This is a genomic window from Marinilabilia sp., assembly GCF_016278715.1.
Classification (GTDB): domain Bacteria; phylum Bacteroidota; class Bacteroidia; order Bacteroidales; family Marinilabiliaceae; genus Marinilabilia.
Genome location: NZ_JADQBH010000128.1, coordinates 1 through 20,367, shown reverse-complemented (window position 1 = coordinate 20,367; position 20,367 = coordinate 1). Strand labels below are relative to the sequence as shown.

General features: G+C 34.7%; 19 protein-coding genes. All 19 read left to right on the top strand.

All coding sequences use genetic code 11. The features are described 5' to 3' along the window. Positions 1 to 429 precede the first annotated feature (429 nt). The 19 genes from QZZ43_RS07890 (at position 430) to QZZ43_RS07800 (ending at position 19,904) form a co-directional block, all read left to right on the top strand. A complete protein-coding gene (locus QZZ43_RS07890; protein ID WP_291857702.1) occupies positions 430 to 783 on the top strand; it encodes a four helix bundle protein in 354 nt (117 codons plus the stop codon). Between the two features lie 649 nt (positions 784 to 1,432). After that, on the top strand, positions 1,433 to 2,572 hold the full coding sequence (locus tag QZZ43_RS07885) for a Wzz/FepE/Etk N-terminal domain-containing protein (RefSeq protein ID WP_291857700.1): 1,140 nt from the start codon (positions 1,433 to 1,435) through the stop codon (positions 2,570 to 2,572). A gap of 40 nt (positions 2,573 to 2,612) precedes the next feature. Further along, complete coding sequence (gene pseB, locus QZZ43_RS07880; RefSeq protein WP_291857698.1) at positions 2,613 to 3,626, top strand: UDP-N-acetylglucosamine 4,6-dehydratase (inverting); 1,014 nt, start codon at positions 2,613 to 2,615, stop codon at positions 3,624 to 3,626. Further along, on the top strand, positions 3,623 to 4,795 hold the full coding sequence (pseC, locus tag QZZ43_RS07875) for a UDP-4-amino-4,6-dideoxy-N-acetyl-beta-L-altrosamine transaminase (protein WP_291857696.1): 1,173 nt from the start codon (positions 3,623 to 3,625) through the stop codon (positions 4,793 to 4,795). The genes pseB and pseC overlap by 4 nt, the downstream gene beginning before the upstream one ends. A 58-nt stretch (positions 4,796 to 4,853) precedes the next feature. After that, entirely contained in the window at positions 4,854 to 5,693 is an 840-nt protein-coding gene (locus tag QZZ43_RS07870) for an aldo/keto reductase (protein ID WP_291857693.1), read from the top strand. After that, complete coding sequence (locus tag QZZ43_RS07865; protein WP_291857691.1) at positions 5,681 to 6,481, top strand: SDR family oxidoreductase; 801 nt, start codon at positions 5,681 to 5,683, stop codon at positions 6,479 to 6,481. The genes QZZ43_RS07870 and QZZ43_RS07865 overlap by 13 nt, the downstream gene beginning before the upstream one ends. After that, complete coding sequence (locus tag QZZ43_RS07860) at positions 6,475 to 7,209, top strand: glycosyltransferase family protein (protein WP_291857733.1); 735 nt, start codon at positions 6,475 to 6,477, stop codon at positions 7,207 to 7,209. The genes QZZ43_RS07865 and QZZ43_RS07860 overlap by 7 nt, the downstream gene beginning before the upstream one ends. Further along, the gene (gene pseG / locus QZZ43_RS07855; RefSeq protein ID WP_291857689.1) at positions 7,202 to 8,239 is read left to right on the top strand and encodes a UDP-2,4-diacetamido-2,4,6-trideoxy-beta-L-altropyranose hydrolase; all 1,038 of its coding nucleotides are present in this window, start codon (positions 7,202 to 7,204) and stop codon (positions 8,237 to 8,239) included. The genes QZZ43_RS07860 and pseG overlap by 8 nt, the downstream gene beginning before the upstream one ends. Beyond that, complete coding sequence (locus QZZ43_RS07850) at positions 8,236 to 8,697, top strand: GNAT family N-acetyltransferase (RefSeq protein ID WP_291857687.1); 462 nt, start codon at positions 8,236 to 8,238, stop codon at positions 8,695 to 8,697. Before pseG ends, QZZ43_RS07850 begins: the two co-directional genes overlap by 4 nt. Next, positions 8,688 to 9,722, top strand: a complete 1,035-nt coding sequence (pseI, locus tag QZZ43_RS07845) for a pseudaminic acid synthase (RefSeq protein WP_291857685.1) — start codon at positions 8,688 to 8,690, stop codon at positions 9,720 to 9,722. The genes QZZ43_RS07850 and pseI overlap by 10 nt, the downstream gene beginning before the upstream one ends. A gap of 87 nt (positions 9,723 to 9,809) precedes the next feature. Beyond that, positions 9,810 to 11,273: an oligosaccharide flippase family protein gene (locus tag QZZ43_RS07840; protein WP_291857683.1), complete on the top strand. Its 1,464-nt coding sequence runs from the start codon at positions 9,810 to 9,812 to the stop codon at positions 11,271 to 11,273. A 13-nt stretch (positions 11,274 to 11,286) separates the two neighbouring features. Continuing rightward, complete coding sequence (locus tag QZZ43_RS07835) at positions 11,287 to 12,588, top strand: hypothetical protein (RefSeq protein WP_291857681.1); 1,302 nt, start codon at positions 11,287 to 11,289, stop codon at positions 12,586 to 12,588. A gap of 19 nt (positions 12,589 to 12,607) precedes the next feature. Next, a complete protein-coding gene (locus QZZ43_RS07830; protein ID WP_291857679.1) occupies positions 12,608 to 13,135 on the top strand; it encodes a DapH/DapD/GlmU-related protein in 528 nt (175 codons plus the stop codon). Positions 13,136 to 13,145: 10 nt separating this feature from the next. Next, positions 13,146 to 14,243 carry a hypothetical protein gene (locus QZZ43_RS07825; RefSeq protein ID WP_291857677.1) on the top strand — a complete coding sequence of 366 codons (1,098 nt, stop codon included), beginning with the start codon at positions 13,146 to 13,148 and terminating at the stop codon, positions 14,241 to 14,243. 590 nt (positions 14,244 to 14,833) lie between these two features. Beyond that, the gene (locus QZZ43_RS07820; RefSeq protein ID WP_291857675.1) at positions 14,834 to 15,958 is read left to right on the top strand and encodes a glycosyltransferase family 4 protein; all 1,125 of its coding nucleotides are present in this window, start codon (positions 14,834 to 14,836) and stop codon (positions 15,956 to 15,958) included. Positions 15,959 to 15,968: 10 nt separating this feature from the next. Further along, entirely contained in the window at positions 15,969 to 16,790 is an 822-nt protein-coding gene (locus tag QZZ43_RS07815; RefSeq protein ID WP_291857673.1) for a glycosyltransferase, read from the top strand. Between the two features lie 3 nt (positions 16,791 to 16,793). Then, a complete protein-coding gene (rfbA, locus tag QZZ43_RS07810; RefSeq protein WP_291857671.1) occupies positions 16,794 to 17,672 on the top strand; it encodes a glucose-1-phosphate thymidylyltransferase RfbA in 879 nt (292 codons plus the stop codon). 2 nt (positions 17,673 to 17,674) lie between these two features. Beyond that, positions 17,675 to 18,223 (top strand): dTDP-4-dehydrorhamnose 3,5-epimerase, encoded by a 549-nt coding sequence (gene rfbC / locus QZZ43_RS07805; RefSeq protein ID WP_291857669.1) that lies wholly within the window; start codon positions 17,675 to 17,677, stop codon positions 18,221 to 18,223. Between the two features lie 673 nt (positions 18,224 to 18,896). Further along, positions 18,897 to 19,904, top strand: coding sequence for a radical SAM protein (locus QZZ43_RS07800; protein WP_291857667.1), 1,008 nt, complete (start codon positions 18,897 to 18,899; stop codon positions 19,902 to 19,904). Positions 19,905 to 20,367 lie beyond the last annotated feature (463 nt).

Here is a 20,367-nt window from a genome sequence, read left to right as displayed (position 1 = left end):
TAAGAGATTCTTTGCTATCGAGGATTTTCTTTTTTCTCAGGAAAATTGTGATTTCAAAACATCACAAAAGATAATCAATATATGAAGTTTCTCTCAGCCTCAACCTCGTTCTCTGAAGGCTAAGGTTAAGACTAAGGCTAAGAGATTTCTTGCTATAGAAGAGTTTCTTTATGTGATTTCAAAACATCCAAAAAGATAATCTATAAAAACGAAGTTTTTTAAGACTCAACCTTAATCTCAGCCTCTGCCCCTGAAGGTTAAGGCTAAGGCTTAGAGATTCTTTTGGCGGGCAAAATTCTTTTTTTCATAAGTAATGTTTGATGATGTTATAGCACAAGGGATAATCAATATATGATGCTTCTCTCTATCTCAACCTCAACCTCAACCTCAGCCTAAACCTAACCTCAACCTCAACCTCAATCCATCCCCATGTACGATAGTTTCCAGGATATGCCCGTTTGGAAGAATTCCAATAGTAATGCTGTTGATGTTTTTCAAGTATCTTCCAAATTTCCCAGGTCTGAAGATTATGGTTTGACCTCCCAAATAAGAAGAGCATCGAATAGTGTTAGTGGAAATATTGCTGAAGCTTTTGGGCGTAGGACAAAAAAGGACAAAGCAAATTTTTATGTATTTGCAAGAGGATCTGCTTTTGAAACTCAAAGTCATTTATTGTATGGTAGGGATGTTGGATATATTGATTCTGAAAAAACAGACGAACTGCTGGATAAGTACAATAAATTGATTTTTGAAATTAACAAGATTATTAGTGCATTGAGGTAAGAAAAATGGGGCCAATAAGGGTAAGAGAAATAAGGATGAGGCTAAGACTAAGGCTAAGAAGAAAGGATTAAGGCTAAGACTAAGACTAAGGCTAAGAGGTTCCTAGTTACAGGAGAATTCTCTTGTTCTTATATAAATTTGATGACAAACAACCAAAAGAGATAATCAATATTTGGACTCCTCTCAGACTCAACCTTAACCTCAGCCGCAATAGACTAAGGTTAAGACTAAGGTTCAGAGATTCCTTACCAAGGAGAATTCTTTTTCTCCCAAATAATATTTGATGACTGAATAATAAATGAGATAGACACTATTTATAATACATCTTAACCTTAACTTCAGCCTCAATAGACTTAGGCTAAGACTAAGGTTCAGAGATTCCTTACCAAGGAGAATTCTTTTTCTCCCAAATAATATTTGATGACTGAATAATAAATGAGATAGACACTATTTATAATACATCTTAACCTTAACTTCAGCCTCAATAGACTTAGGCTAAGACTAAGGTTCAGAGATTCCTTACCAAGGAGAATTCTTTTTCTCTCCTAAGCAATATTTGATGACAAAATAACAAAAGAGATAATCAATATTTAGAGATTCTCTCAGCCTCAGCCTCAGCCTAAGTCTCAAACAACATAGTTTTCAACCAATGAAAGACACTTCTAATTCCAAAGACACCTCTCAAGACAAAATGGAACGCCCGATCATCAAAGACGACGAAATAGACCTCATAGCCCTGGCCCACACCATCTGGGACAACCGCAAAACCATCTGGTATTCCATAGCCATTGCAGTTGTTATTGGCTTCATGGTCGCCATATTTAGCCCGGTAAAATACACAGCCTCAGCAACTATACTTCCCCAGGCAGAAGGGAAAACCGACTTGGGCGGTCTCGGCGGACTGGCCAGTATGGCAGGTATTAACCTGGGCTCTATGATGGGAAGCGCTTCGGGCATTCAACCTGAATTGTATCCGCGGGTTATTAATAGCTATCCTTTTTTGAATGAGTTGGTACATCAACCTTTTGATTATGAGGATGAGGAACAACCCATTTCTATCTACGAGAAACGGATGCAGGATTCAGTTCCCGGATTTGGGGCAACAGTCTTGAAATATACTTTTCGTTTGCCCTGGACCATCAAAAATGCGTTGATGGGAGAGGAGAAAAAAATATTGTCAGGGGTTTCCGGACAATCAACTATTGATGTTACAAGACTCACAGAAGAGGAGACTGAAATTTTAAAGTCTATGACAGAAGTAGTAACCGTTTCAGTGGATAAAGAAACCGGTTTGGTGACTATTGGTGCTGAATTGGGAGAACCACTGCTTACTGCTCAGGTAACACAAAAAACAGTTGAGTTACTTCAAAAATATATTATTGAATACAAGACCAAACAGGCGGTTCAAAACCTGGAATTCATAGAGACAAGCTACAAAGAAAAGAAGGCTGAGTTTGAAACTGCGCGTGAAGCTTTTTTTGAGTACCGTGATCGGAACCGTAACGTGATTGAAGAAAGGACCAATATAAACTACCAGGAATTGAGCGATGCCTATAATATTGCTTCTCAGGTTTATCAGAGCCTCGCAGAACAAAAGGAACAGGCAGAGATTGCTGTGAAGAAGGATACACCTGCTTTTTCAGTCATTGAACCTGTGAAAGTTCCTATTGAGAAGTCCGCTCCAAAACGCTCCATGATTATGATAATAAGTGTTTTCCTGGGGGGATTTATTGGGATTGGGCTTGTGTTTGGGGGCTTGTTTTGGGGGAAAATGAGAGAGGCATGGTAATAGAATCTTAATTGTTATTAATAAATAAAAGCAGAATACAATGTTAAATCACAAATCAGTCCTGATCACCGGAGGTACAGGTTCTTTTGGTAAGAAATTCACCGAATTAATACTTAATGAATATCCGGATGTTAAGCGAATTGTAATATACTCAAGAGATGAATTAAAACAGTCCGAGATGAGGATGAAATATCCTCAAAATGATTATCCCCAATTACGATTTTTCATTGGAGATGTCAGGGACCGGGAAAGGCTTATTCGTGCTTGCGAAGGAATAGAGGTGATAATACATGCTGCCGCAATGAAGCAAGTCGACACAGCTGAATATAATCCAACCGAATGTATTCGTACGAATATTGATGGTGCTGAAAATGTAATTCATGCTGCTTTGACTTGTAATGTAAAAAGAGTTGTTGCATTAAGTACCGATAAAGCGTGTGCACCGATTAACCTATACGGAACAACCAAACTTGCATCGGATAAGCTTTTCGCTGCTGCGAATAATATCAAAGGAAGCCGTGATATGCGCTTTTCCATTGTGCGCTACGGTAATGTGATGGGCTCAAGAGGTTCTGTTATTCCTTTTTTTATGAAGCAACGCGAACAGGGTTTTATACCCGTGACGCATCGGGAAATGACACGATTCAATATTTCATTGGAAGAAGGTGTTCGTCTTGTTTTCTTTGCCATGGAAAATGCCTTGGGTGGGGAGATTTTTGTTCCAAAAATACCATCCTACAAAATATTGGATGTTGCTGCTGCAATCGCACCGAATTGTGAAATTAGGGATGTAGGTATTAGGCCAGGCGAAAAGCTTCATGAAGAAATGATTACTGAAACAGATTCTTTGAATACAATAGATTTGGGAAAATACTATGCTATTTTGCCATCTGTTTCTTTTAGTCATAAAAAACTGGATTTTTTGAAACACCACAATGCAAAAGAAGTGGAATTTGGGTTCAAGTACAATTCCGGAACTAATGATGAATGGGAAACTGTTGAGTCAATTAGAGAAAAAATAAAGAAATATGTTGACCCAAATTTTAATGTATGATTAATCACCCTATACCATACGGACGCCAATCTATAGATCAGGATGACATTAATGCGGTAGTTAGTGTCCTGAAATCTGATTTCTTAACCCAAGGACCTGCAGTTAGAGATTTTGAAAATACATTTGCTGAATATATAGGAGTTAAATTTGCTGTGGCAGTTGCCAACGGAACAGCAGCTCTGCATTTATGTGCACTTGCTCTCAAAGTAAATCCAGGAGATAAAGTAATAACTACCCCTATTACTTTTGCCGCTTCAGCTAATTGTGTACGCTATACAGGAGGTGAAGTTGTTTTTGCTGATATAGATCCTTCTACGTATTTATTAGATATTTCAAGAGTAGAAGAACTTCTTAAAAATTCACCTAAAGGCACGTATAAAGGTATTATACCGGTTGATTTTGCAGGAAGGGCAGTAGATTTGGAAAGATTGAGAATACTGGCTGACAAATATAATTGCTGGATAATCGAAGATGCCTGTCATGCGCCAGGCGGTTATTTTATCAACAGTCAAGGGATGAAACAAAATTGTGGCAATGGGCAATATGCAGACCTGGCTATTTTTTCATTTCATCCGGTAAAACACATTGCAGCGGGTGAAGGCGGTATGATCACCACAAATGATGAAGAGTTGTATAATAAACTCATGATGCTTAGAACACATGGAATTACCAAAGAACCGGAACTCTTACAAGATAATCATGGCGGATGGTATTATGAAATGCAGGAGTTGGGTTACAATTATCGGTTATCGGACATACAGGCAGCACTTGGAAACAGTCAATTACAAAAAGCCGATGCCGGACTAAACCGAAGGAAAGAAATTGCCCGAAACTATTTTGAAGCTTTTAAAGATAAATCATTTATTAAAGGCCAGGCAGGAGTTGTTGATGGACATGCATATCATTTGTATATTATTGAAGTTGAAGATAGAAAGGGTCTATATGAGTATCTCAGGGCAAACAATATATTTGCACAGGTTCATTATATTCCAGTGCATTTAATGCCTTATTACAAAGGATTGGGTTGGAAGGAAGGAGATTTGCCGGTCGCTGAAGAGTACTACAGTCGGAGTCTTAGTTTACCCATGTATCCTACATTAACGGAGGAAGATCAAGAACTTGTAATTAGTTGCATTACTGATTTTTACAAGGTGAATGTCCACAAATGATATTTGATAGATCAAAGGACGAAAAAAAACATTCTAAATATCAGATAGAGCATTCTAAATGACTAATTCTATCTCAAAAATAGGTCTTGGAACTGTTCAATTTGGCATCCCATATGGAATTAGTAACAAGCAGGGACAAACTGAAGAGAGTGAGGTTTCCTTGATTCTCAATTATGCTAGAGAATTTGGAATAAATATTTTGGATACTGCTTCTGCTTATGGTACTAGTGAGCAGGTGTTAGGGAAAAACGACCTGTCAGGATTTAAAATAGTATCAAAATTTTTACTTCATAACAGCAAAAAAAGTATATCACAGCAACTTCATGATAGCTTAACATATTTGAAATCCCAATCGTTATACGGGTATATGTCTCATCGGCCAATGGAAATTGTAAGCAATCCCAAATTGTGGGAGGAATTAATTCAGTTAAAAACGCAAGGATTTATTAAAAAGATAGGTTTTTCATTTAATGAAATTCACGAAGTTGAACCTGTTCTTTCGTTAGGATTAATTCCCGATATAATTCAGGTTCCGTACAACTATTTCGATAATCGTTTTGAGTCTTATATGAAAGCACTAAACCAAAATGGGTGCGAAATTCATACCCGTTCCGCTTTTCTTCAAGGACTTTTCTTTAGTGAATTAAATAATCTAAATGCGTTCTTTAATGATGCAAAGCCAATAATTCAGGAATTACAAAAATATGGGAGTTCCTTAGCTGGGATGCTATTAAAATATTGTACGGATAAATTTTTTATTGATAAAGTAATTTTTGGAGTGAATACACTTTCGCAATTAAAAAATAATATCAAAGATATATCTGTTACAAACAAGTTACCTTTGCAAAAAATAAGTATAAATGAATCAATTTTAATTCCATCACAATGGCCGAAATAAATGAATTATTTAATCTTAAAAATAAAAATGCAATTGTTACCGGAGGCTATGGATATTTGGGGAAAGGTATAGTAGATACCTTAAGATTATGCGGATGTAATGTTATTGTTGCTGGTAGATCGAAAGAAAAGTTTAATAATGCTTTTGCTAATTATTCGGAAGAAAATCTTCATTTTCATAAAATAGACATAATGAGTTCCGAAAGCATTGAAGATTGCTTTGCTGGCGTTCAAAAAAAAGTTGGGGATATCGACATACTTATTAATAACGCCCATAGTGCTATCGGAAACTCACAGGAAAACATGAGTGATGAAGACTGGAATTATACAATGGAAGGGGTTGTTGGATCTGTGCATAAGTCCATAAGGACAATAATTCCATATATGAAAAAACAAGGAAGGGGGAAGATAATCAATATTTCTTCTATGTATGGGTTGGTAAGTCCTGATTTTGAAACTCTTTATTTTGGTAACGATTGCGAGAAATATACTAATCCCCCACATTATGGAGCTGCAAAAGCTGCTATGATTCAGCTTACCAGATATTACGCAGTTCTACTTGGCAAATACAATATTTATGTAAATTCAGTTTCTCCTGGACCATTCCCAAAAGAATCGATTCAAAACGAGAATCCTGAGTTTTTAAATCGATTGAAAAATAAAAATCCACTTAAAAAAGTCGGGGAACCTAAAGATTTAGCTGGCGTTATTGCAATATTAAGCTCCTCGGCATCCGATTTTATTACCGGACAAACCTTTCAAGTAGATGGAGGGTGGACAATATGGTAAGCAATACTTATATAATATTGCAAGCACGTATGAACAGCACTCGTCTACCGGGCAAGGTTATGCAGACAATTGGAGGTACTCCTTTAATTGGAATTCTATTGAAAAGATTGAAAGATGCTAGGTTACCCATAATACTGGCTACTTCGATAAATAAGGAAAATGATACTCTTGAGAAATATGCAACCCGTTTGGGTATTTATGTTTTTAGAGGTAACGAAAACAATGTTCTTGAAAGGTTTTATTTTGCAGCTAAAGAAGTTAATGCAAAAACAATTATTAGAATTACGGGAGATAACCCTTTACTTGATGGATATTTCCTGAAAGAACAGGTAGAAGATTTCTTTTCATATAAGAATGAAAGAAAATATCTATCAACAAGTTTAAGTCAAACCTACCCCTTAGGCATGTCTGTCGAAATATTTAACTTTAATCTTTTGGAAGAGGCATATAAACATGCTAGATTGCCCGGAGAATTTGAACATGTTACTCCATACATGCATCAAAATAAACCAGGAAATATAGAAATTATAACTCCTAAAAGGGAAAAATCCAGATACCATTACCGTTTAACTGTTGATACTGAGGATGATTTTTTCTTTAATAAAAAGCTGATTGAAGAGTATGGATGTGACAATTTAAAAATGAACGAAATAATTGCCACCATTGATAAGCACCCGGAACTCACTCAAATCAACAAAACGTCTGTTCAAAAAACGTGGAATGAATAAGCACAAAAAACAAAGCATAAAGCAACGCTCCATCATATTTCGTGCAGATGGTGGCCCCTCAATTGGGATGGGGCATTTTATTCGTACTTTGGCATTGGCTGAAATGTTAAATGAACATTTTTACTGTATTTATGCAACTCGCCAACCTTCACAATATCAAATCAGCGAGATTGAAAAAGTATGCCATGGCCGAATAGATTTACCCGAGGATGATTCGCACTTTGAATGGTTTTTGAATTATTTGGAGGGTGATGAAATTGTAGTGCTCGACAATTACTATTTTTCAACAGAATATCAAAAAAATATTAAAACTAAAGGGTGTAAACTGGTTTGTATCGATGATATCCATGATAAACATTATGTTGGAGATATAGTCATAAATAATGCTGAGGGAATTAAAGAAACCGATTATTCCGTTGAATCCACAACCCAACTTCTTTTGGGATATAAATATGCGTTGTTGCGACCAACTTTTCTCAGAATTGCCAATGAGTATCAAATACATGAAGACCGTAATAATGACCCTAAATCTGCCTTAATTTGTCTTGGAGGTTCAGATTCACATAAAATCATTCAGAAAGTTGCAAATGCCTTTTTGAAGAATCCCAATATTGATACTATTCATATTGTGTCACAAATAGATCAATCAAAATTAGAAAATCCCTTCAATAAGTTTATCCATACCTATTGGGACATAGATGAAATTCAGATGGCCCATTTAATGAGGATAGTGGATTTGGGGTTTATACCTGCTAGTACCTTGTCGATTGAAGCCTGTGCCTGCAGATTGCCTTTCCTGAGTGGATGGTTTGTTGACAACCAGAAAGAAATTTATAATAGTATTGTTAAAAATAGAATTGGAATAGGAGTCGGGAATTTTCAAACAATTGAAGAGTCTGATATCCATAAGTCTATTTCAAAAATTCTAAATGGTAGGAACAGTTTTAAAATCATTGAATCTCAACAAAAAGTTGTTGATGGAAAATCAGACCAAAGAATATTAAATGAGATAAAAAAGATTGCTGAATGACTTTATTTTATCGTTTTGCTAATAAAAATGATGCTAACCTCATTTTTAATTGGTCTAATGATCCATTGGTGCGAGAAATGTCATTTGATAGGAGGCAGATAAGCTGGCGTGATCACATTGAATGGTTTTCTCAAAAATTGAAAGATGAGAATGCTATGATCCTGATATTCCAAAAAGATAATGTGGATGTTGGTGTTGTGAGAATTGAATTAAAAGAAAAGGCCGTTATTGGAATTTCAATAGCCTCTGAATTTAGAGGAAAAAAGTTCGCTTCAGAAATGCTTCTTAAGGGATGTGAAGCCTTTTGGAAGAAGGATAAAATTCCAATATTTGCATACATCAAGAAGGATAATGTTGCGTCAATTAAATCTTTTCAGAAAGCAGGGTTTGCTTACAGACGCGACACCATAATTAATGGATTTGAGAGTGTCGAATTAATTTCTGAACAATGTTTATAGGAGAACAAAATCTAAATGAGAGATGCTTGATTATTGCGGAGTTATCAGCAAATCATGGTCATGATATCAATATTGCAATTGAAACAGTCAAGGCTGCTAAAAGAGCTGGTGCTGATGCAATAAAGTTGCAGACATATACTCCAGATACTATTACTATTGATTGTGACAATGATTACTTTAAAATAAAAGGAGGAACCATATGGGATGGAAGAACCCTATATGAACTCTATAACGATGCCTTTCTTCCTTGGGAATGGCATGAAAAGCTTTTTCAAGTAGCAAGTGAAGAAGGCTTGTTATGCTTTTCCTCCCCATTTGATAAATCAGCTGTAGATTTTTTGGAACAGTTTAATCCACCAGCATATAAGATAGCCTCATTTGAGATTACTGATATTCCTCTAATTGAATATACTGCAACAAAAGGCAGGCCAATTATTATTTCCACAGGAATTGCTGATTTAGCTGATATTCAGTTAGCCGTTGAAACATGTCGAAAAGTTGAGAACAATAAAATCATCTTATTGAAGTGTACGTCATCTTATCCTGCCTCACTTGAAGAAGCCAATTTAGCTACTATTCCAAACCTGGCAGAGACTTTTAATGTTGTTTCTGGTTTATCAGATCATTCGCTTGGTTTTATTGCACCTGTTGTGGCGGTAAGTCTTGGGGCAAAAGTTATTGAAAAACATTTTATATTGGATAAATCAATTGGAGGGCCTGATGCTTCATTTTCTCTAGATGAAAAGGAATTTACTAAAATGGTTGCCGCTGCTCGTCAAGCAGAAAAAGCAGTAGGGAAAGTTTCTTATGAACTTACAGAGAAGGATAAATCCAGTCGTAAGTTTAGCAGATCGCTTTTTGTTGTTAAAGACATTAGGATTGGAGAACCTTTTACTGAAGAAAATATACGTTCTATACGCCCAGGTTATGGATTACATCCTAAGTATCTGAAAACCGTCAAAGGAAAAGTTGCTAAAGAAAATATCTTGAAGGGAACGCCTTTGAATTCGAACCATATTGAGTAATGTGAAATCACAATTAGAACAATTCAAAAAAACAGAAATAACTTCCATCGCAAATAAATAACTGTTCTATTAGCATAAACAAATTCAATGTTAAAGTTTTTGCAAGTTCTAAGGAAAGCACTCAAAAATAAGGTTCTGCACTATATGTTTAGCCGTTATGCTACCTACTTTATTCAATTTATTAATTCCCTGTTTATTGCGGTTTTCCTGGGCCCGTATTATTTAGGCATTTGGGGTTTTATTACGTTAATTATCCAGTACCTTAATCAGATAAATTTAGGAATAGCACATTCGGTAAATGCCATTGTTTCCATTCATAAGAATAAAGAAGAATATGTTAAGAAAATAATTGGCACTTCATTTACAATGTTGATAATTCTCTCACTTTTTTTAGTTTTATTTTTTGCTATAAATAAACTATTAAATTGGAATTTAGGAACGAAATACAATTTTTCAACTTATGCAGTGCCCGTTGTAGTTATTGGAATATTAGCCAATTTCAATACATTATTTAGTAGCATTTTTAGAATCTATGGCAGAATCATTGAAGTAGCATTAAATCAATCTTCGGTACCTGTTTTTATGTTGGTAGCAATATTGCTTTTTAAAGGGAAAGATTTGTTATGGGCATTGGTTGGAGCCAACTTCCTTGCATTCTTCCTTTCATTTATTTTGTATCTAATAAGAACTCCAGTGAAGATTAAATTTCTTTTTATTCCTCGGTTAATTAAGGTTATTCAAATAAAAGGCTGGCACTTATTTGTTTACAATAGTTCATTCTATCTCATTATTATTTCAACAAAAACTTTAGTTAGTAACTATTTTAGTGTTGATGAATTTGGTTATTTTACTTTTGCATTTGCATTATCGAATACTGTTTTATTATTATTACAAGCGATTTCGTTTTTAATATATCCAAAGCTTTTGAATCGGTTTGCCCATTCTAGTAATAAAACTGTTTCAGAGATTCTGAATTCTGTGCGGGATACATATATTAGTGTTTCACATGGGTTAATTCATTTTGCTATTATGATGTTTCCTTTTTTTTTATTCTTCTTTCCTAAATATCAAAATACTGCAAATACGTTTCATGTAATTGCTTTAGCGATAGTATTACATACTAATTCTTTTGGTTATCAGGGTCTACTAATTGCAAAAAGAAAAGAACAGAGATTAGGCCTGTTAGCTTTATTCGCATTAATTCTTAATATTATTATTGCATATTTTTTAATTGAATTTGTTAAAGTTCGTTATTACCAAGTAATATATTCTGTCCTATTCTCTTATATAGTATTTGTTTTTTTGGTAAGTTATTATGGTAGGAAATCAATAAATTCTAGCTTAAGGCTTAACCGTATTATGAAAGATGCTTTTCCTGTGCGGATTTTTTTTCCTTTTATTCTTAGTTTAGGAGTTTCTTTTTTAGAAATTGAAAATTATTGGAAAGTTCTCCCTTTTATGGTGTTTATGGGTTTAAACGCCAGTCGGATGCCCCACCTTTTGAGCCTCGTTAAAAAAATCATAAATAACCCTAAATTTATTAATGTTTAGGCAGAATTTTGTTATGACTAATAACCATTTTTTTATAAAAAAGTTCATTCTAGTTGAAGAGAAATACGATTTGTTTAATCTGCAGATTAATGAAATAAATATTTGGCCAATAATTCGATTTAATTTATTTTCTCTATTACTTCAGAAGTGTTGCAATACTCAGGAAAGTCATCCCAAAGTAAATACTGTTTCTTCACTTATAATTGTGTTGAGAAATTTTTTTGCATCTATTATTTACTCACCTTTTCTTTTACGACAAAACAAGAAAACTATTGTATTTAATCATAAAAGAAAAGTGAAAAATGATAGCGGCTTATTTGAATGCAAATATACAGAGTTTTTAACAGGGGATGATACATATGTTTTTGAAGCTCCTTTTAATGACAAGCATTTTAAACCTACTGCAACTAAAAATATTGTCTATCTGGATTTAATTTTAAACATCGCTAGAATTTATAGTATCTATGGAAGTAAAAAGCGCATTTCCCCCAAGAATTTGAGAATATTAGATAGGATGCACGCTATTATTAAATCTGAGTTTGGGGTTAATGTTAATAACTTTAATGCTTATGTAATGAAAATGCTTTATAAGCATAGAGCTATTTCTTTTTTTGCAGAACGAGTACTTAAAAACATTAAACCAGAAAGATTAGTGGTGTCTGTTTCTTATTCTGATGCCAATATGCCTTTTGTGGAAAAGGCTAAGTCAATGGGTATTAAGGTCATAGAGATTCAGCATGGTATTTTAGGACGAGATCATATTGCTTATAATTTTATGAATAAAAAGGAATTTAACTGGTTTCCAGATGAAATCTGGGTTTGGAGCAAATTTTGGAAAAAGTCTAGTCGTTTTCCTATTTCCGAAGACAAAATTGTTGTTAAGGGTTTTCCTTTCCTGGACTCATATAAAAGCGGATGGAAAAGGAGAGAAACTGATAAACAACAAATTTTGGTTATTTCTCAAGGACCCTTTTCGGACAATCTTATAGAATTTACCCGAAGATTAAATAGTAAGATTAATCATTCAAAATATCAGATTATTTTTAAACCTCATCCTTCAGAATTAATACCCGGCAGAAAGAAGTTTCAGCAGTTAAATAACGAGAACATTATTGTTTCAAAGGAGAGTAATATTTACGAATTGTTTGGTACTTCAAGTTATCAAATTGGGGTTAGCTCCACAGCTTTATTTGAAGGACTAGAGTTTGATTTAAGAACATTTATTCTGGATGCTGGCCCAGTTGATATTTGGAATGATATTAAAGGTGTTATCATGGTTAAAAATGAAGATGATGTTTTAAAACATTTAAGTTAATTTGATAAAAAACAACTAAATGAGTTTGCTTAAGATTATTATAAAAACTTTCTTACTTCCTTTTAGAAATTTCAAGAAGAAGATACTAACATTGTACATTGCAAGTTCTGCTGGGCAAGTAGACGGAAAGTTGGTAGTTAATGGTTGGTCAAAAGTAACTTCAAATACTACTTTAGGGAATAATGTTAATTTTAATGGATTAAGAATTGAGGGGAAAGGAAGCGTCAAGATAGGAGATAATTTTCACTCAGGCACCGAATGTCTTTTAATTACCTCTTTTCATAATTATTTTACTAGTTCAAAAATACCTTATGATGAAACTTATATTCATAAAAACATAGAGATTGAAGATAATGTTTGGATTGGTAGTCGTGTACTAATCTTAGGAGGGGTAAAAATTGGGGAAGGCGCTATAATTCAAGCAGGAAGTGTCGTTGTGTCCAATATACCAAAATATGCAATTGCCGGGGGGGCTCCTGCAAAAGTTTTTAAGGAAAGAGATGTTCAACATTATACAAAATTGAAAGAAAAGGGCTTGTTTCATTGATGGAATTCTTATGGTAAAGAAAGCTACATTTATTATTTTCATTTATGTTCTCTTGGTGTTTGCATTTTGGATTTTCATAGGATCTCCAGTAATGAATGGAGATATTAACTTTAAGTTTTACTCTGATTCGAGAACCTACGAGAGATTGGCCTTATCAACTAACAACTTGTTTAACCTATTGAGAGTTTCAGGCAATCAAATTGGGCCAGTTTTTATAGCCAAGTTAATAGGGCCAGAAAATTATACAGGCATTTTTTTGTTGAATTTTGCAGTTTTGATGCTTGCGATTAAATTTTTTCTAAAAAATGATAGGTTACAAAAAGATTTGTTTCTGATTTTAATTTTGTTTAATCCCATTACTTTTACGTCAATATTCTCAATTAATAAAGAAATTTTTCTTTTTTTATCCCTTTCTTTTTTAGTTCGATTTGTTGAAGATAAAAAGTATAAATGGATTATATTTGCCGTAGTACTTTCTCTTATTATACGGTGGCAGCTTACATTGTTTTTTCTTGTTGTATTCGGAATCGCATCTCCTATAAATTTTTTAAGAAATAGAAAGTTTCTATTTTTCTTTCTTTTTCTAGGAGCAATTTCTTTCGTTTTGTCCGTTACTCGAAATACAATATTTGGAGATGTTTTTTATGTTTATGAACAAGCTATTTCAGATAAAGTTGGGGGGCCAGGTTTGTTTGATAAAATAATGGATATTCAAGATAGTTATGGTTACGTTGTTGCATTTGTTCCAAAAGCTTTTCATTTGTTGGTGGGGATGACTAAAAGAGTAAACCATCTTTTTAATCCCGACCCTGTAGAAATGTATAACGATGTCGTTCTTTTTTGGTTAGGTCCAATAAACCTTTTTTTATTGGTTGTTTTTTTCTATAGACGTCTTTTTTCTCTTAAAGATCCTCTTGTCTTTTTATCTCTTATTTATATTTCTATTTTTGCGATTACCCCAATTTATAATATTCGATATTTCTATCCAGTCACTATATTTTTGAGTTATATTATAAGTAGGAAGCGTGAATCCAATAAATGGTTTTCTTCGTTTGGTATTCTTTCATTAAAAAAGAAAAGAAGTAACAATGAAGTTTCCATAATCTGATATATGAAAACTTTTATTGTATTGAATTAAATTGTCTCCGCCGTTCATTTGGGTAGTTTTTTTTGTTGTAATTTTTGATCTAAATAGGATTTTTTAGAAACATGCTTTAATGCTCGGTCATGAGTGGGTTATTCTGTGTATTTCTACTTAAAGTGCAAAGGTTTAATGAATTTTTAAAAATGCTTGCATCTGAGACGATAAATTGTCTATGTCCAAAAGAACGTTTTTAAGGAGGCGAGTTTTACTATTTAAAAGCGCCGTTGCCTCTCCGTTTCCGGTTAGACGGATAGGGGAAGCCAAAATTGGCTAATTTTCAGGTCTTTACCAATGCAAAAAAAAGGCTTACGCGGGTAAATAAATTTTGTAAAGTTTTAGAGGTAAGAAAAAAATATTATCTGCATTTCATTTTTTTAAGACTTGGTCTTCGCTTAAACATTGAAGATGATTGGAGTGTGCACATGGTGAAATAAATTAAAAATGGAGTTTCTGACTTTTAGTAGGCACAAGATATTGATGTAATCAAGAGTTTTATAAAAATGAATTCTTGTGAAAATGTGAAAAAAGATTTAATAAGGTAGAAACATTTTGATATGAAAGTTCAATTTATACTGAATAATAGTCATCCTTTTGGTGCCAACCAGTCTTTGGTAACTTTAATTGAATACTTACATGATAATGGAGATGACGTGTTTGTGCTAATGCCATCTAAAAGTATTCTAACTCAAGAGTATGACAAAATTGGAATAAAATACGATGTTATCCCTTATTATTCAACATTATTTTATGTTAAGTTTAGGTTTAAATATTTAATAGTACCCCTATTTCTACTTTTTGATATTTTTATGTTTCCATATTTATTATATAAAGTTAGAAAAAACAAACCGGATATAATTTATTCAAATACTTCAGCTGAAAATTTGGGTGTATTTATTGCTAAATTATTGAAGAAGAAACATGTTTGGCATGTCAGGGAGTTTATGCAGCTGGATTTTAATGCCTACTTTGTGCTAGGGAAAAAAATAAAAACCAAATTCTTAAATCTTTCTGATCGACTTTTTTTTGTTTCAGAAGCTGTTCTCAAAGAAGTTGATCCAACATCAAAACTATCGGTTAAATCATCCGTCATATATAATGGATTTAAGTTTGAAGGATCGGGATATGAAGATAAAGTTTTGCCTGAGAAGCCTGTTTTTGGTTTGGTTGGAATGTTTGATAAAGCAAAAAATCAATTAGGAGCCGTCCATTATTTTGCTGAAATACTTAAGAGTTATCCAGATGCCAGATTGTTGTTTTATGGAGGTAAAACAGGAACATATAGAAATAAAGTAGAGAAACTGGTATTTAAATTGGGAATTGAAGACAAGGTTGCCTTTAATGGATTTGTGAAAAATAAAAAAGAAATTTATAACTCTATAGATATATTACTAATGTTCTCTAAGGCGGAGGGATTTGGAAGGGTTACTGTTGAAGCAATGGGAATGGGAATTCCCGTTATAGGATTTGATAATGGAGGAACAAAGGAAATAATAATTGATGAAAATAATGGATATTTATTTGATAATTATTCATCATTTGAAAAAGCCTTAAACGACTTGTTAGGGTCTTGTTCAAATTTTAATAGAATTAGGATTAATGCAATTAAGTATGCAATGGAAAAGTACTCTAGGCAACAGTATATCGAAAATATAATGCATAATCTACAAGAAATAGTATAAAAAGAACATTTTGCAAGAGGGAGAAAGAAAAATATCGGCAGGTTTAGTGTTGTTTAATAATGACACAAAACAATTATTAATGTTATTGGAGTCACTACCGTTGGATATTTTGCATATGGTGGTAGTTGATAATTCACCTTCTAATAAACTAAAGGTGATTTTTCAGAATAAAAAGAACATTACTTATATCTTTACGGGGAAAAACATGGGATTTGGGAAAGGCCATAATATTGCATTTGAAGAAGTGAAAGATACTTCAAAATTCCATTTTGTTTTAAACCCAGATGTGTATTTCGGAGAAACAGTAATTTCTGAGATTGTGAATTTCATGAAAGGTGATCAAACAATTGGTGTTGTTGGTCCCAAGATTTTTTACCCTGATGGAGAGCTGCAATATTCCAGCAGACTACTACCTACACCATTTGATTTATTTATTCGAAGATTTTCCCCTGTTTTTTATAGGGAGAAGCGAGACAATAGAAATGAACTGAGATTTACTAATTATGAGCAAATTCAGGATGTGCCTTTTTTGTTAGGATGTTTTTTAGCCTTTCGATCTGATTTATTCAAAAAAATTGGTGGATTTGATGATCGTTTTTTTATGTATTTAGAAGATACAGATATTTGTAGAAAGGTATTAGCCACTCACAGAGTTGTTTTTAACCCAAACTTCATAATTTACCATGCCTATGCAAGAGGATCCCGCAGAAATTTGAGTTTATTTAAACATCACTTAAGATCAGCATATTTATACTTCTGCAAATGGGGATGGATATTTGATAGTGAGAGAAAAAAAATTAATAAAAATACATTGACAGAACTTAATTATTAAAGAATGAAAGGCATAATCCTAGCTGGAGGCTCCGGCACCCGATTACATCCCATCACTTTATCAACAAGTAAACAGCTTTTGCCTGTTTACGATAAACCAATGATTTATTATCCTTTGTCAGCGTTGATGCTAGCTGGGATAAAAGAAATATTGATTATCACAACTCCAGAAGATCAATCTTCTTTTAAACGGCTTTTGGGAGATGGTAGTCAGTGGGGAATAGACCTCGCTTATGTAGTTCAACCGTCACCGGATGGCTTGGCACAAGCTTTTATCCTTGGAGAGGATTTTATAGGAGACGATGATGTTTGTTTAGTTTTGGGGGACAATATCTTCTATGGTCATGGGTTTGTGGATTTGTTAAATAGTGCTGTTAAAACTGTTGCAGAGGAAGAAAAGGCCACTGTTTTTGGTTATTGGGTAAACGATCCCGAGAGATATGGGGTATGTACTTTTGATGAGGAAGGTAATGTAACTTCAATCGAAGAAAAGCCGGAAAAGCCCAAGTCAAACTATGCAGTGGTGGGTTTGTATTTTTATCCCAATTCTGTTATAAAAACAGCCAAAGAAGTTAAACCCAGTTCCAGAGGAGAGTTGGAAATCACCACCGTAAATCAGGCATATCTTGATGAAGGGAAGTTGAAAGTCGAATTAATGGGGCGAGGATTTGCCTGGCTGGATACCGGTACGCATGAATCGCTTTTGGAGGCCAGTCAGTTTATTGAGACATTAGAGAAAAGAATTGGATTAAAAGTGGCCTGTCCCGAAGAAATTTCTTATCAGCAGAAATGGATTAACAAAGAGCAACTTCGGAATCTCGGAGAGAATTTAAGTAAGAATCAATATGGGCAGTATTTACTGTCCCTTGCAGAAAGAAAGTAATAATGGAGTTTATTCCCACAGAAATAGAAGATTGCGTAATTATAAAGCCGAAAGTATTTGGAGATCATAGGGGCTATTTCTTTGAAGCTTTTAATAAGAAACAGTTTGAAGCACATATCGGTAAGGTTGATTTTGTGCAGGACAATGAATCCCGCTCTTCGAGAGGCGTCCTAAGAGGGCTGCATTTTCAGCTACCACCTTACAGCCAGGCAAAACTGGTACGATGCATTGAGGGAGAAGTGTTGGATATTGCAGTTGACTTAAGAAAAGACTCTCCGACTTTTAAAAGGTATGTATCTGTAAAGCTCTCTTCGGAAAATAAGAACCAATTGTTTGTTCCCCGTGGCTTTGCCCACGGGTTTGTTGTTTTAAGCGAAACTGCCATCTTTTCGTATAAGGTAGATAATTGGTATGCTCCGGAGCATGATTCAGGAATTATCTGGAATGATCAGGAGATTGGGGTTGACTGGCAAATACCGGATAGTGAAATTTTATTGTCAGAAAAGGATAAAGCCTTAAAACCATTGGAGGATATTAAACTTCCTTTTTAGTTGTTTTTAGACTTCGTATCGAGCAAGGTTTTGCCTGTTATATGTATTTTTGACATTGGAAGGTAAGCCTAAAAACAAGTTTGTTTTATCGTAAAATCGTCTTTGTTTGAATCTCCTGGGCGCCGCAAACGAGATGAGTTTCGACGATTACGATAAAAGAACCGTACTTTCTTTGTTCTAAAAGAGGTTTTTGTTGGTTTTGAAAAGAAAAAACCTTCCAAAACCATAATTGCGATCAGGGTTCAAGGGGTGAAATCCCTTTAGTGTCTTAACCTGATATTCGTGTTTTTGGCAAAATACTTTTCAGTGTTTTAACGCAAAATTGCTACGCCATTTCTTGTTTTGGGCCCACGAAACGAGCGAAGTGAATTCGATAACGTCGTAAAGGAACATTTTATTGTTTTCAATTTCACCAATTACACGAATTCTTTCAAGCAAGCGGCAGAGTCGAGCAACAGCTTTTTTGTAATCGGCGTAGCCGTTTAAGTCGCACCTTGGGTGCGACAATAATTCGTGTAATTCGTATAATTCGTGGACAACGAATAAATATTTGCGTAGCAATTATTTATTCCGGCTAATTCTCATGTGATTTTTATATATTTCTTGTTTGGTTCTGGCTTGTCCAGGTTAGGATATTATTAGATACCTCTTTGATACGGGAAAACCAATTTCTATGAACTTCTACTCCCTCCTCCGCATCCACAAACGCATCAAAAGCCGAAAACTTAAGCTTCTTGGCTTGTTTGCCTCCTCTTATTTGGGCATTCGGCACTTGTCGGTCAGGATTGATCCGGTGTTGGGGTGTAACCTGGCTTGCAGAATGTGTAATTATAGTTCCCCTGAGCATCGACTGAGTCATACAGGAACACTTTCCACAGAAGAATTTGAAAAGATTGCCCGGGTATTGTTTCCCCGGGCTTTTCAGTTAATGGTGGGGTGTGGTGCAGAACCAACAAGGCATTCCGGCTACAAAGAACTTTTTCGTCTGGCCAAGAAATATAAGGTTCCAGATGTGGGAATGGTTACCAACGGGCAATTGCTAAAGATGAGTGATCTGGAGTTTATGGCCGATAACGGTGTTAACGAAATTATTTTATCGGCGCACGGCGTGACCAAAGGAACTTATGAGAAGTTTATGACCGGTGCCAGTTACGAGAAGTTTTTAGAAGTGCTGGAACAGCTCACTCAGGTGAAGGAAAGGTTTTCGGAAAGGAATGTACTGTCTGTTCGCATCAACTATACGGCCAATCCCGACAATTTGAATGAGTTGGAACAGTTTTTTGAAGTGTTTGGGAATTATAGGATAGACGCTCTGCAGGTTCGTCCCATTATGGATATTGGCGGTAAATATACAAAGCAGCTGACCGGGGAGTTGCAGAAACGATATAATCAGATAATAAAATTGTTAAGCGCCGAATGCGAAAAAAGAGGTGTGAAATTACTTGCAAACACCCTGGATTTATCCTATCAGGAGGAGAGTAAGGACGCTGACCTGGCAGAATTGGTTTATACCTACATATCGCCCAATACCGCAAAACAGCTAAATCTTGATTGGGAAAAGTGTACATTCTCAAAGTTTAGGGGTACAGATAAATGGAATAAAAGATTATGGAAAGCTCTTTTCAGAAAAAGTGCAGGTGACGGGTGGATGAAGAGGTCTTTGAAGTATGAGGAGGTGTAATAGCCCCCTAAATCCCTCCAAGGGGGACTGGCTGTGGGAGTTTGTGGTTGGTAAGTATGTAAGGAATGTTAGGGGTCTGGAGTGGCAAAATTGGCAGAGCCATTTAAAAAAATGGCTAAGCCGGGTTTCCCCGGGAAAGCATATTTTTTTTGAATGAGATTCTTCGCAGGCTCAGAATGACATTTCACCGTTTGTCATCCTGAGGAAGAATGACGAAGGATCTGTGTCTGGTGCAAAGAATTACCTTGTGGTATGTTGTTTTAAGAGTATGTTTGAAGTGTAAAAGATTCTTCGCTTTGCTCATAATGACAGAAACCATTTTATTAGTAAGAGATTCTTCGCAGGCTACCAATGACGTATTTTTGTAATACGCAAAAAATAAGAAAATTAACAGTTGACTCTTTACCTGTGTAGATTACAAATCCATACGGACGGGATAGACCCGATTCAACGTCATTTCACA

Excerpts from the sequence above, each read along its gene's own strand:
- QZZ43_RS07890 (WP_291857702.1), top strand. The coding sequence starts at position 430 with ATGTACGATAGTTTCCAGGATATGCCCGTTTGGAAGAATTCCAATAGT.
- QZZ43_RS07885 (WP_291857700.1), top strand. The coding sequence starts at position 1,433 with ATGAAAGACACTTCTAATTCCAAAGACACCTCTCAAGACAAAATGGAA.
- pseB (WP_291857698.1), top strand. The coding sequence starts at position 2,613 with ATGTTAAATCACAAATCAGTCCTGATCACCGGAGGTACAGGTTCTTTT.
- pseC (WP_291857696.1), top strand. The coding sequence starts at position 3,623 with ATGATTAATCACCCTATACCATACGGACGCCAATCTATAGATCAGGAT.
- QZZ43_RS07870 (WP_291857693.1), top strand. The coding sequence starts at position 4,854 with ATGACTAATTCTATCTCAAAAATAGGTCTTGGAACTGTTCAATTTGGC.
- QZZ43_RS07865 (WP_291857691.1), top strand. The coding sequence starts at position 5,681 with ATGGCCGAAATAAATGAATTATTTAATCTTAAAAATAAAAATGCAATT.
- QZZ43_RS07860 (WP_291857733.1), top strand. The coding sequence starts at position 6,475 with ATGGTAAGCAATACTTATATAATATTGCAAGCACGTATGAACAGCACT.
- pseG (WP_291857689.1), top strand. The coding sequence starts at position 7,202 with ATGAATAAGCACAAAAAACAAAGCATAAAGCAACGCTCCATCATATTT.
- QZZ43_RS07850 (WP_291857687.1), top strand. The coding sequence starts at position 8,236 with ATGACTTTATTTTATCGTTTTGCTAATAAAAATGATGCTAACCTCATT.
- pseI (WP_291857685.1), top strand. The coding sequence starts at position 8,688 with ATGTTTATAGGAGAACAAAATCTAAATGAGAGATGCTTGATTATTGCG.
- QZZ43_RS07840 (WP_291857683.1), top strand. The coding sequence starts at position 9,810 with ATGTTAAAGTTTTTGCAAGTTCTAAGGAAAGCACTCAAAAATAAGGTT.
- QZZ43_RS07835 (WP_291857681.1), top strand. The coding sequence starts at position 11,287 with ATGACTAATAACCATTTTTTTATAAAAAAGTTCATTCTAGTTGAAGAG.
- QZZ43_RS07830 (WP_291857679.1), top strand. The coding sequence starts at position 12,608 with ATGAGTTTGCTTAAGATTATTATAAAAACTTTCTTACTTCCTTTTAGA.
- QZZ43_RS07825 (WP_291857677.1), top strand. The coding sequence starts at position 13,146 with ATGGTAAAGAAAGCTACATTTATTATTTTCATTTATGTTCTCTTGGTG.
- QZZ43_RS07820 (WP_291857675.1), top strand. The coding sequence starts at position 14,834 with ATGAAAGTTCAATTTATACTGAATAATAGTCATCCTTTTGGTGCCAAC.
- rfbA (WP_291857671.1), top strand. The coding sequence starts at position 16,794 with ATGAAAGGCATAATCCTAGCTGGAGGCTCCGGCACCCGATTACATCCC.
- rfbC (WP_291857669.1), top strand. The coding sequence starts at position 17,675 with ATGGAGTTTATTCCCACAGAAATAGAAGATTGCGTAATTATAAAGCCG.
- QZZ43_RS07800 (WP_291857667.1), top strand. The coding sequence starts at position 18,897 with ATGAACTTCTACTCCCTCCTCCGCATCCACAAACGCATCAAAAGCCGA.